This is a genomic window from Peribacillus psychrosaccharolyticus ATCC 23296 (assembly GCF_000305495.1).
Taxonomy (GTDB): Bacteria; Bacillota; Bacilli; order Bacillales; family DSM-1321; genus Peribacillus; species Peribacillus psychrosaccharolyticus.
Genome location: NZ_AJTN02000181.1, coordinates 17785 through 29779 on the forward strand (window position 1 = coordinate 17785; position 11995 = coordinate 29779).

The window sequence follows — 11995 nt, forward strand, 5'->3', positions numbered from 1 at the left end:
ATTAACCAAAACGTCCTGTTATATAATCCTCGGTTCGTTGATCATTTGGCTTCGAGAAAATGGTATTCGTCTCATCAAATTCAATGACTTCTCCATTTAGGAAAAAAGCTGTCCTGTCAGAAATTCTTGCTGCTTGCTGCATATTGTGAGTGACAATAATTATACTGAAATCCTTTTTCAATTCTTGAACGAGTTCTTCCACCTTAAGTGTGGAAATAGGATCCAGAGCGGATGTTGGTTCATCCATTAAGATTACATCGGGCTCAATCGCAAGGCAGCGGGCGATACAAAGCCGCTGCTGCTGTCCGCCGGAAAGTCCATAGGCATTTTCATGCAGACGGTCCTTCACTTCATCCCAAATAGCTGCACCCCGCAAGCTTTTTTCAACAATCTCATTTAACAGCTTCTTATTTTTAATGCCATGGATTTTTGGACCATAGGCAACATTTTCATAGATTGACTTAGGAAACGGGTTCGGTTTCTGAAAGACCATTCCGACTTGTGTCCGCAAATCTTCAGCCTTGTATGATTTATCAAGGATATTACGGCCCCGGTATGCAATCGTGCCGGAAGTTCGGACACTGGGAACCAGCTCACTCATTCGGTTCAGCGTTTTAATGTACGTTGATTTCCCGCAGCCAGATGGCCCAATGATTGCTGTCACTTCATTCTGATAGATGTCTAGATTAATATTTTTTAGTGCTTGGGTTTCTCCATACCATAAATTTAATCCCTTTGTTTCATATACTTTTTCTTTTTGAGTAAGACTTTCGTTTCTACCATGACTGTCTTGTTGTTTTTCCTTGGTTAGTACAGCATTCATCGACAAATCCTCCTCTTTATATCTCATATCCTAGTAGCGTTTTTGGAACTTATTTCGTATTAACACGGCGACTGAATTCATAGAGATGAGCAATACCATCAACACAATGATCCCAGCTGCTGCAACCGCTTGGAATTCCTCCTGTGGTCTCGATGTCCAGTTATAGATTTGCATAGGCAGGACTGTAAACGTGTCAAATATTGTTTTTGGCAGGAAGGCGATAAACATCGGGATGCCCACTACAACGAGCGGCGCTGTCTCTCCAATTGCCCGAGAGAGAGCCAAAATCGCTCCAGTGATGATACCGGGAATCGCTGCTGGCAGTACTACTCTGACGATTGTCTGCCACTTTGTTGCCCCCATAGCGTATGATGCGGCACGAAGATCTTTAGGTACTCCTCGAATGGCCTCCTGACCAGCTACGATAATAACAGGAAGAATGAGCAGACTCATTGTAAGTCCAGCTGCAAGGACCGATTGGCCCATCGCAAACGCTCGGACGAAAATGGTTAAACCCAATAACCCAAACACAATCGAAGGAACCCCTGCAAGATTGGAGATATTTATTTGAATAAACGTCGTCATTTTATTTTTAGGTGCATATTCTTCTAAATATAACGAGGTCCCTACTCCAAGTATCAGCGTAACAGGTGTGACAACCCCCATCAGCCAAATCGTCCCGGTTAGCGCTGCTTTAATACCAGCCTCTTCGGGTTTTCTTGAAGCAAAATTCGTAAAGAAGTCCATCGATAATGAGCCGATTCCTTGAGTGAATATTCGATAGAGCAGCACACCTAAAACGAATAAGCCAAACATTGTTGCTAAAAGAAACAGTACCTTAAAGATAAGATTCAGTAAGATTCTTCCTGTCATTCTCCGGCTGACATTTTCTTTATTGATTAATCTATCCATTAGTATTCCTCCCTGAACTTACGGGATATAAATTGAGCAAGGATATTCATGAGAAGAGTGAAAACAAACAACGTCATTCCGACTGCGTAGATGCTATAGTAAATGGTCGTTCCGAACCCTGCATCTCCCGTGCTAACCTGAACGATATAAGAAGTCATTGTCTGAATGGATGAGGTAACATCCATATTCATAGAAGGTGTTGACCCCCCAGCCACTGAGACAATCATCGTTTCACCTATGGCTCTAGATAAGGCAAGAACCACTGAGGCAATGATTCCTGATAGAGCAGCCGGAAGAATTACTTTAATGGCTGTCTCAAACTTCGTAGCCCCCATCGCATAAGCTCCTTCACGAATCGAACGAGGTACTGAGGACATTGCATCTTCTGATAATGAAGCAATCATTGGGATAATCATGATTCCTACCACGATTCCAGGACTGAGTGCATTAAAGATCTCAAGCCCCGGGAATAAATCGCGGAGAAGAGGTGTTACAAACGTTAAAGCGAAGAAACCATAGACAATGGTCGGAACGCCGGCAAGGATTTCTAACAACGGCTTAATGATTCTTCTTGCCTTCTCCGAAGCGTATTCACTCAAATAAATGGCTGATGCGAGTCCAATTGGAACAGCCACTAGAGCCGCAATGAACGCAATTTTTAAGGTTCCAACGATAAGCGGCATAATTCCGTATGATGCTGCTGTAGCTGAAAATGGATACCATTTATCTGCTGTAAAAAATTCGATAATGGAAACTCTTTCAAAAAAAGTAAATGTTTCAAATACTAAGGTTAGAACAATCCCGACTGTTGTTAAAACAGAAATGGCTGCCGTTATCAATAATAAAAACGGGATGATTTTTTCAACATTCCACCGCTTATTTTTTTGTTGTTTTTTTTCAAAAATCATTTTCTGTATTGATTGTTCACTACCATGGTTCACAGCCATACCGATAAACCCCTCCCTGCCACGAAAGCATAAGTATGAAAATGCTAATGCTTTCGCAAAACTATCATCCAAGTTAAATCAGGGCAGCTAAACGCCGCCCTGCCGTTTATTATTTCTCGAGTTCCTTAAGTTTGTCTAAATCTGTTTGGTAATCTTCCTCAGGAAGGCTTACGTACCCAACTTCCTCTGAAAGATCTCCAGCATGCTCAATGGTGAATTTTGCAAACCCAGCTACTTGTTCTTTATCAGCAACCGCCTTATTGGCTATATATGTGTAGAGAGGACGGGAAAGCGGCGCGTATTCACCCGTTTTAATCGTTTCATGAGTCGGTTCCACAGCACCGCTTCCGTTATCAACTTTTACAATTTTTAGTTTATCTTTATTTTCAGCGTAATAGGCAAATCCGAAGAACCCGATTGCATTCTTATCACCTTCAACACCTTGAACAAGGACATTGTCATCTTCTGAAAGGGTTGCATTCGAGACGATGGGTTCTTCTTCTAAAATTACTTCGTTAAAGTAATCATATGTTCCTGAATCTGTACCCGGAGAATAGAACTTAATCTCTTCTTTAGGCCATTCAGCGCGGATATCAGACCATTTTTTAACTTTTCCGTTATCATCTTTCCAAAGTTGCTTTAGTTCATCAACTGTAAGATGATCGATAAAATCATTCTCTTTATTAACGACAATCGATATGCCGTCGTAGGCAATTTTTAATTCGGTATAATCGATACCCTTTTTCTCAAGCTCTGCTTTCTCTTCATCTTTTATCGGACGCGATGCATTTGTTAAGTCCGTTTCACCGGCGATAAACTTCTTAAATCCGCCGCCAGTACCTGATGCACCGACACTTACTCTTACGTTTGGCTGGACGCCCATATATTCTTCAGAAACAGCCTCCATGATAGGGAAAACAGTAGAAGATCCATCAATCGCAATCTCACCGTTTAATTGATTGGATGATGATGCGTTTGTATCTCCTTCGTTCGAACCACACGCTGCCGATAAAGCAACCACACCACTTACCATTGCTGTTAAAGCCCAAAACTTAAACCGTCTCATTCTTTTTCCCCCTGAAAGATTAGTTGTTTTGTCCTACAACCCAAGAATACCGTTCTCCTGTAAAGGAGGTTTTAATTGATTGTAAATGTTCAGTAAATTAGTGTAATTGATTTGTAAACACTCAAACAAAAAAGCTGTCGAGATGTATCTCGACAGCTTTTCACTATATTTCTATTTATTCCTCTTCAGTATGATCGACTTTCGTATCGACTGATTGTTCCGTAGTTTTTCCCTTAGCACGTTCTTCTTTTAGTTCGAAGTATTTGTCAAGGATAGCTGCGCCAATTTCTTTATTCATAGAATGACCGGAGTGACCTTGGTATGCCCACGGCACTACAACCGCATAGGCAACTTCAGGTTTTTCCGAAGGCGCATAACCGACAAGCGTTAAATTCATCGTATCTTGTGGTTCATCATATTTCTTACGATTTGGGCCATCATAAAACGCTTGTGCTGTACCAGTTTTGGCTGATGACTCATACTTTTTATTGCCAAGGTATATATAAGCAGATCCACCCTGTTCTTGTGCAACCATATGGAATCCCTTTTGAACTCGTTGAACCCATTCATCCTTCATCTCTAATTTATTTAAGACAACTGGTGAAACTTCTTCAACAATCGGACCTAATTGGTTATTATCATCAACAGGCTTACGAATTTCCTTGACTAGATGCGGCTTCATTCGATTCCCGCCATTAGCAATAGTTGATACATATTGGGCCAGCTGCATTGGGGTATACGTATCATACTGACCAATGGCAAGGTCCATTAGTTTACCTGGGTTTGTTTCCGTTCCTTTGAAACCAACCATTTCATTTGGAAGATCAATTCCTGTACGAACCCCGAGTCCGAATTGATTAAATGATGTTCGAATGGTTGAAAAAGCAGATTGGTTTATACTTAGTGGTTCATTCGGAACATAATTTCCTCCGGCGATTTTGATTGCTGTCCGGAACATGTAGACGTTGGAAGAAACCTTTAATGCGGTTAAATCGTTAATATTCCCAAAGTCTTTATACGAACCTTTAGGCGGGGTATCTTTAATACGAATTTTCGTATCATACCAATAGCTATTTGGCTGTATCGCACCCGTTTGGTATCCAGTTAAGACAGTAGCGCCTTTAACTGTTGAACCCATCGCGTAGGATGTGGTGATATTTCCAAGCGCAAAATCCTGGATTTCGCTTTTTCCAGTTTTCGGATTCTTTCCATATTGCTTCCCAGCCATAGTTAAGACTTCCCCCGTAGAGGGATCCATCATCACGACAAACGCACGATCAAGAAATTGTGTGTTCCCAAAACTTTTCTTTTCTTTCAATTGCTTTTCGATAATTTGTTCGGTTGCCAGTTGAAGGTCCATATCAATGGTAAGAACCATATCTTTCCCACGCGATCCTTCAGTAATAGTAGTGGATTCAATGACATTTCCAGCCTTATCCGTCACATTTTTCACTTTAGCCTTTTGTCCCTGTAAGACATCCTCATATTCTGCTTCAAGATAACTCTTTCCTACGCGGTCATTTCGGCTATAATCGCGGGCCAAATAATACTCAAGACTTTCACTTGGCAGTCCTTCTTCAGAAGAAGATACTTTACCAAGTACAGACTTTAATGTCTTATCAAATGTGTAAGCCCTCTTCCAGTCAGTCGTAATTCCGACACCTGGCAATGAATCCAAATGTTCACTGACTGTTGCATATTCCTCCGTAGATACCCCGTCATTTTTAACAATTTGAGGAGTCAAAGCATAACCACTGCTGAATTCACGGTAAATGGCAAGAACTTCAAGCTCAGAGTCCAGAGACTTCAGTTCCTCCTCCGTAATTCTTGATAATTGGATTTTATACAAATCAGCTTCTGTCATTTCATTTTCAGAAACCTTTATTCGCTCTTTTTTTGTTATTTTTTTCTCTGCCAGCTCCGGATTTCTAAGAATCCAAAAGTCTTTTTTATCTCGTTCTGTTACTTTATTGGTCTCTTTTTCAATTAAGACCGCCAGCTTTTCAGCTGTTTCAAGCATTTCACTTGTCTTTGTTCCTTGCTTCCTTGTATACGTGATTGCATTAAGCGGTTCATTATCGACCATAACCTTTAAATTACGATCGAGCATTTTTCCCCTTGGTACAGGGTTATTAACCGTAATTTCCTCTGTCCGTTCAATTTCACGCCGATAATCATCACCATATACAATTTGGACAATACCTAGTCGTAAAATAAGTGCTGAAAATAACACAAAAACCATAAAGAAAAGCATATTTAGCCTAAAAGGAACATGCGTCTTTTTCTTCTTATTTTTCTTCACCTGAGTGCACACTTCCTTTTTCATCTCTAATCCAAATACTTATTCTTATTCTATATAAAAAAAATATTCTTTTCTACCTTTGTGTTCTTTAATTACAGCAAAAAAAGCCTGTCAGCACTAGAAATCCTTGATTTCACTGCTGCAAGCAATTAATTAGAAATGTTTTCCTGAAATAATTAACCTTCCGCACGATGACCGATTGGTTTGATCTTTCGTACAAACAAATAAATAAGTGTATGCCCGGCTCCAACAATTAGTAGAAAATACGGCAAGCTTATCGCAGGATCAAAGAAATAAACAACAGCGATAAAGCCTAGCAGCGAAACCACTCGTCCCATTTGAATATACATTTCACGTACAACGATATACTCAATCCTCATTTCTGCGGCATTCCAGGCTGTTCCAATGATATCGTAGGTAAGAGATGTATACGGAACTAAAAGAATCGGATAAGCAATCGCGATGACCACTGCATACATAAGCATCTTCGTATAACTAACATCAAATGCAACGAGGAATACACCAGCATAAAGTAAAAGCCCTCCTGTGAGAATTGCTTTCTTTCTCATATGGGGCTTGATATAACGCGAAACAGCAAAATAAGCAATAAATGCAATAACTGAATTCAGCATACTGAAATTACCAAGTGCCAGTTCGCTGCCTGTCTTAATGAATACGAATATGGAAATCACAAACATAAAGGTTCCTTCACGCACGCCTTGAAAAAAATGAGCAAGCGTAATCAACCGCCAATTTTCATTATTTTTACGTTCTGAAAGAATCCTTAAGAATAAGTACTTTCCATTAGCCGGTCGTCTCACCAAGAAAAAGCTGAGTACGACGGCAACAGCAAATAACCCTAAGGAGATTCCGAATACTACATGATACCCGCTAAAAGCATTCATCTTAGAAATAATATATCCTGCTGTCACAGGCCCAATAATTCCTCCAAAAGAACCTAGCAGACCAAGAAACCCATTAAAAAAGTCTCTTGTTTCCGGCTCTGTAATTTCAAATGTCAGGACGTTAAATGCAAGCCAGTAAAAGCCATATCCAATCCCAAGTAAAGCCCCTAGCAGAATGATAAACCGAGTTGCATTTTCTCCGACAAATAAAACGGTCAGATAATAGAGGGCCAAAAAAATCACACCCAGCCGCAGAACGATGACTCGATCTACCTTTTTAGCTAACCTTCCAGCTAAAATAAACGTAAGCGGCTGAATGATGACAATCGTAAGATTATATAGTCCAATATCAATAAACTCGCCAGACTGTTTCCACAAGAACACATTCACAAAGGTATTTGACAACGCAATGCTAAGACTGTAAAGACCGCCGATAAGCAGCAAAAGATGTAAATCTCTTTTAACCTCGATACCGCCAGTCCATTTTTTCACAAAACCCATGCTTTAACTCCCCCTCAAACTCCCGTTTAGTGTTTGAAGAAACATGAATGATTATGTAAAACCATGGATTTTTCCAAATATTCGCTAATAATGGGCGACAAAAAAAGCCGAGAACTCCACAAGGGAATTCTCGGCTTTTAAAAAGTTACTTATTTTGCAGCGTTGTAGCGTTTTTCTGCTTCGTTCCAGTTAACAACATTCCAGAATGCGTTGATGTATTCTGGACGACGATTTTGGTAGTTTAGGTAATAAGCATGCTCCCAAACATCAAGACCAATAATTGGTGTTTTGCCTTCAGAAAGTGGTGAATCTTGGTTTGGTGTGCTTGTGATTTCAATCTCACCATTGTTTACAACAAGCCATGCCCAGCCAGATCCGAAACGAGTTGTTGCAACTTTAGCAAATTCTTCTTTGAAGCTGTCATAGCTTCCAAATTTACTTGTGATTGCTTCTGCCAATTTTCCAGTAGGCTGTCCGCCGCCGTTTGGAGAGATAATTGTCCAGAATAATGAATGGTTAGCGTGTCCGCCGCCATTGTTACGTACTGCTGTACGTTTTTCTTCTGGAACTGCATCAAGGTTAGCAACAATTTCTTCTACGCTTTTGCTAAGAAGTTCTTCATTGCCCTCAAGTGCTGCGTTTAAGTTCGTTACATACGTGTTGTGGTGCTTCGTATGATGAATGTTCATTGTTTCCTTGTCGATGTGTGGTTCTAACGCATCATATGCGTACGGTAATTGTGGAAGTTCGAAAGCCATAATAAAATATTCCTCCCTTTATGTAATTGAGTGATTACAGGCTTTATACTCGTCAGGGAATCCCATGAGCAAATATATAGCTAGTAACTTTAGATTAGCAGAGATTTCACACTGATACAAACGTTAAGCTCGTAACTGAGAATTTTTTTATTGTCAAAGTACGACAAATAGAAAATACGCAATCATAAACAGCTGAATAAGTGCCTTTGTGATTGTACCGCTGATGAAACCAACAACAGACCCTAAGCCAATTTTCCCAGCAGTTACAAGATTTGTCCGATGAACAATCATTTCAGCGATTACAGCCCCAATAAATGGGCCGACTAGAATACCAAAAAATGGGATAATAAAAGGACCGGCCAAGAGGCCAATGGTACTTCCCCAGATACCAGCTTTTGTACCGCCATATTTTTTAACACCCAGCAAATTCGCAACATAATCCGCTGCAAATAACAAAATAACGAATAAAATTTGTATCAGCCAGAAAACCCAGTTAAAAGGTTCAAATGTAAACAGCAGTCCATAAAGGATGATGCCGCCGATAATAAATAACACACTCGGGATAATCGGAAAAATCAACCCGACAAAACCAACCAAAAACACGACTGTAATTAATATCCAGTAAAGTACGTCCATCTTTATCCCTCCATTCTACTCTTCCCATTTCTTTAAAAATAAAACCTACCCTATTTTCGAATATTGAGTGTCGCTTCAGCTATATTAACGGCATGATCACCAATTCGTTCTAGGTTCGTGAGAATATCAATAAAAATAATTCCAGCTGGCGCACTGCAAAGCCCCTCATTAATCCGCAAAATATGTTTTTTTCGTAATGTACGTTCCATTCTATCTATCGTTTCTTCATTTTTAATAACTCGTCTTGCCTGATCACAATCATGATGATCCAACGCTTGAATTGACTGCTCTAATGAAAAAATAGTCAACGAAAATATTTCTTTTAAATCAGTCATGGCTGAATCGGATAAAGTAACTTTATGTGAAACTAAGTAATCCACTAGTTCGATAAGATTTTCAATATGATCGCCTACCCGTTCAATATCTCTTGCCGTATTCATCATCATTGAATTCTTAGCAGATTCAGCATGCGATAACGATGTAGAAGAGAGCCTAACCAAGTATTTTTCTATATCACGATCAAATTGATTGATGGCCTCTTCCATTCCCCTTGCTGCCTCTGCATGTATTTTCTCTCGGCTGAACAAGTAATCCTGTGCCTCTAGAAGGCCTTTCGCTGAAAGATAACCCATCCGCAACACTTCTTCCTTCGCCTGCCCAAGGGCGATTGCAGCTGACTGTTCAATAAATACAGGGTCTAGGTGAGACGTACGGTACTCAGTGACCTCACGATTGTCCCGAACGAAAGCCGTAACGATTTTCACCAAAACAGCAATGAGCGGAAGCTGAATCAGTGTATTTAAAATGTTGAAAGAACCATGAGCAAACGCCAGCGACATATGCGGGTTTAAACCAAACGCTTCTTTCATAACAGTTACAAGCAGTGCAAATGGCTGCAATAGTAATAAAAACAAAAATGCTCCTGCTGCGTTAAATAGAACATGTGCCCAAGCTGTCCGTTTAGCTGCTAACGAAGCACCAATAGAAGCAAGCAACGCTGTAATGGTTGTTCCGAGATTATCTCCAAGTAAAATCGGCAGGGATGCTTTCAGCGTAATTAAACCTTGGGCATGAAGCTCCTGCAACACACCGACCGAGGCACTAGAACTTTGAACCACAGAAGTGAACAATGCCCCGGCAATGAATCCTAGGAAAGGACTTGAGCTTATGCCTAGCATTAATTCTCGAAATTCATCAACTAAACGAAGCGGCTCGAGTCCCGCTCCCATAATCTCAAGTCCAAGAAACAAACTCCCAAAACCAAATATAGTTTGCCCCGCGTGGATGACCATTTTGTTTTTAAAGAAAAATAGAAGCAGACTGCCTAAAGCCATAATGGGCAGCGCATATTCTGAAAGCTGAAAGCCAATGATAAAAGCGGTGACTGTTGTCCCAATATTGGCACCCATAATAATCGCAATGGCTTTTTTTAAGGATAAAACCCCCGCACTTACCAGACCTACGGCAAGCACTGCAGTTCCTGAACTGCTTTGGATCAATATTGTTATCACCATCCCAGAAAGAATCCCCCGCAGCGGTGTGGATGTATAACGATCCAAAATAGTTCTTAGCCGATCACCGGCTATATTTTTAAGACCTTCACCCATGAATTTAATTCCGAATACAAAGATTCCAAGACCACCGATTAACTGAAAGATGATGACTTGGTATGGAAAATTCACAATCTCGACCTCCTGATTCCTAACAACCCTATATGTATCTCTTCTTCATTATGGATATCTCTAATTTTTTATGAAAGCTTTTCAGCAAAAATTTACACTACCTTTACATTTAAATGAAGTATATTCTTGTTTTCCTGTATGAGGATATATAAAATGAAGAAGTATTTCAAACAAAAAAAGGATGCTGTGGAAAAATGAACGTTTTTAAGCAACTAATTGTTAGTCTATATTCACCTAAAGATATTGCCGCAACTCGTCATCAAGGAATAGGCAAAACGATTTTATTCGTTTTTCTTCTTTCACTCATTTCGATTATTCCATCGGCCATTTATTTCAGTAACATGGTCACTACGGGTGTTGAGGCAGCAGAGGACATGCTTTCTTCAGGTATGCCAGATTTCGAAATCAAAAATGGTACATTGACTGTCGAAAGTAACGAGCCTTATATTCAACAGAAAGATGACTTTACCATTTTCCTCGATGGAACGGGCGAAATGACCAGTACTGACGTAGAACTTCAGACACAAAATGGGTTTGCATTGCTCAAAAATGAACTCGTCTTTGTTGCAGATGGACAATCCCAAGTTAGTCCTTATTCCGTAATGGAAGGACTTGCTGTAAATAAACAAGACTTCCAAGGTCTGGTCGACTCAGTAGATGCTTCACTCGTAATCGCCATTCCACTGGTTGTTTTAATGATTTATTTATTCAGCAGTGCCGTCTTATTTATCAAGGTTACATTGTTCGCTGTGTTTGGCTTATTATTCAAAAATTCACTACAGCGCACTCTAGGATATCGCCACCTCTGGAGGATTTGCGCCTACTGTATTACCTTGCCCACGATTTTCTTTACCATTATGGCTGCATTCCAAGCAACCGTTCCTTTTGGAAGCTTCATCAGCTGGTTCGTAACGTTCCTCATGATGTATATGGCTATCAAAGAAGTACCGCCTGAAAAAGAGATCATCAGCTAGACGGAAACAGACCCCATTAATTGTGGTCTGTTTTTTTACTGCCGAAAAATAAGCATATTTTCATTTTTCCTTCGTATAATGAGTAAAGGACAAGTCTTAGGAGGGCTGAAAATGAAACGTATGCTGTTATTTTTCACCATCTGTTTTATTCTATTTATTATTTACTATGATGTTTCAGTCGGTACTTTGCCAACAGCCATTCCCGCCGCACCCTCAAAAACTACTGACTCTGTCCCAGCAGCCACGGTTACCCTTCCTTTTACTGAAACCACAATTGCACCAGGCGATACCTTGCTTTCAATAGTTGAAAACAAGCAAGGAGGAATACCTGTTTCAATTGAACAAGTAGTAACCGATTTCAAGAAATTAAATGGGATTAACCCTGAATCCATGCAAATAGGTAAACGGTATAAAATTCCTCTATATAAGTAATGTAACAGCAAAATTAAATTCAATTCCTTGTAAGTCCTCACTATCATTGATACAATA

Annotated in this window: 11 protein-coding genes; 2 read left to right on the forward strand and 9 right to left on the reverse strand. The window is 40.0% G+C overall.

The genetic code is table 11. The features are described from left to right. Position 1: 1 nt before the first annotated feature. The 9 genes from pstB to WYK_RS09510 all read right to left on the reverse strand — a co-directional run bounded on the left by pstB (position 2) and on the right by WYK_RS09510 (position 10532). Complete coding sequence (pstB, locus tag WYK_RS09470) at positions 2–823, reverse strand: phosphate ABC transporter ATP-binding protein PstB (protein WP_040374254.1); 822 nt, start codon at positions 821–823, stop codon at positions 2–4. Between the two features lie 30 nt (positions 824–853). Further along, on the reverse strand, positions 854–1735 hold the full coding sequence (gene pstA, locus WYK_RS09475; RefSeq protein WP_040374255.1) for a phosphate ABC transporter permease PstA: 882 nt from the start codon (positions 1733–1735) through the stop codon (positions 854–856). Beyond that, a complete protein-coding gene (gene pstC, locus WYK_RS09480) occupies positions 1735–2682 on the reverse strand; it encodes a phosphate ABC transporter permease subunit PstC (RefSeq protein ID WP_040374256.1) in 948 nt (315 codons plus the stop codon). Before pstC ends, pstA begins: the two co-directional genes overlap by 1 nt. A 109-nt stretch (positions 2683–2791) precedes the next feature. Continuing rightward, a complete protein-coding gene (locus WYK_RS09485; RefSeq protein ID WP_040374257.1) occupies positions 2792–3748 on the reverse strand; it encodes a PstS family phosphate ABC transporter substrate-binding protein in 957 nt (318 codons plus the stop codon). A gap of 175 nt (positions 3749–3923) precedes the next feature. Continuing rightward, positions 3924–6074, reverse strand: a complete 2151-nt coding sequence (locus WYK_RS09490) for a peptidoglycan D,D-transpeptidase FtsI family protein (RefSeq protein WP_081704837.1) — start codon at positions 6072–6074, stop codon at positions 3924–3926. 152 nt (positions 6075–6226) lie between these two features. Further along, positions 6227–7456 (reverse strand): MFS transporter, encoded by a 1230-nt coding sequence (locus WYK_RS09495; protein ID WP_040374259.1) that lies wholly within the window; start codon positions 7454–7456, stop codon positions 6227–6229. 149 nt (positions 7457–7605) lie between these two features. Further along, the gene (locus tag WYK_RS09500) at positions 7606–8214 is read right to left on the reverse strand and encodes a superoxide dismutase (protein WP_040374260.1); all 609 of its coding nucleotides are present in this window, start codon (positions 8212–8214) and stop codon (positions 7606–7608) included. 153 nt (positions 8215–8367) lie between these two features. Next, positions 8368–8850: a DUF456 domain-containing protein gene (locus tag WYK_RS09505; RefSeq protein WP_040374261.1), complete on the reverse strand. Its 483-nt coding sequence runs from the start codon at positions 8848–8850 to the stop codon at positions 8368–8370. A gap of 50 nt (positions 8851–8900) precedes the next feature. After that, positions 8901–10532, reverse strand: a complete 1632-nt coding sequence (locus WYK_RS09510) for a Na/Pi cotransporter family protein (RefSeq protein ID WP_040374262.1) — start codon at positions 10530–10532, stop codon at positions 8901–8903. Positions 10533–10726: 194 nt separating this feature from the next. On the opposite strand from WYK_RS09510, the gene WYK_RS09515 reads away from it, so the two are divergent. Beyond that, entirely contained in the window at positions 10727–11506 is a 780-nt protein-coding gene (locus WYK_RS09515; RefSeq protein ID WP_040374263.1) for a DUF1189 domain-containing protein, read from the forward strand. 111 nt (positions 11507–11617) lie between these two features. Next, complete coding sequence (locus WYK_RS09520) at positions 11618–11938, forward strand: hypothetical protein (protein ID WP_040374264.1); 321 nt, start codon at positions 11618–11620, stop codon at positions 11936–11938. Positions 11939–11995: the final 57 nt, after the last annotated feature.

What these genes read in the sequence shown, in the direction of transcription:
- pstA (WP_040374255.1), bottom strand. Translation starts at nt 1,735, where the DNA reads ATGGATAGATTAATCAATAAAGAAAATGTCAGCCGGAGAATGACAGGA.
- WYK_RS09505 (WP_040374261.1), bottom strand. Translation starts at nt 8,850, where the DNA reads ATGGACGTACTTTACTGGATATTAATTACAGTCGTGTTTTTGGTTGGT.
- WYK_RS09515 (WP_040374263.1), top strand. Translation starts at nt 10,727, where the DNA reads ATGAACGTTTTTAAGCAACTAATTGTTAGTCTATATTCACCTAAAGAT.
- WYK_RS09500 (WP_040374260.1), bottom strand. Translation starts at nt 8,214, where the DNA reads ATGGCTTTCGAACTTCCACAATTACCGTACGCATATGATGCGTTAGAA.
- WYK_RS09485 (WP_040374257.1), bottom strand. Translation starts at nt 3,748, where the DNA reads ATGAGACGGTTTAAGTTTTGGGCTTTAACAGCAATGGTAAGTGGTGTG.
- WYK_RS09520 (WP_040374264.1), top strand. Translation starts at nt 11,618, where the DNA reads ATGAAACGTATGCTGTTATTTTTCACCATCTGTTTTATTCTATTTATT.
- WYK_RS09490 (WP_081704837.1), bottom strand. Translation starts at nt 6,074, where the DNA reads ATGAAAAAGGAAGTGTGCACTCAGGTGAAGAAAAATAAGAAGAAAAAG.
- WYK_RS09495 (WP_040374259.1), bottom strand. Translation starts at nt 7,456, where the DNA reads ATGGGTTTTGTGAAAAAATGGACTGGCGGTATCGAGGTTAAAAGAGAT.
- pstB (WP_040374254.1), bottom strand. Translation starts at nt 823, where the DNA reads ATGAATGCTGTACTAACCAAGGAAAAACAACAAGACAGTCATGGTAGA.
- pstC (WP_040374256.1), bottom strand. Translation starts at nt 2,682, where the DNA reads ATGGCTGTGAACCATGGTAGTGAACAATCAATACAGAAAATGATTTTT.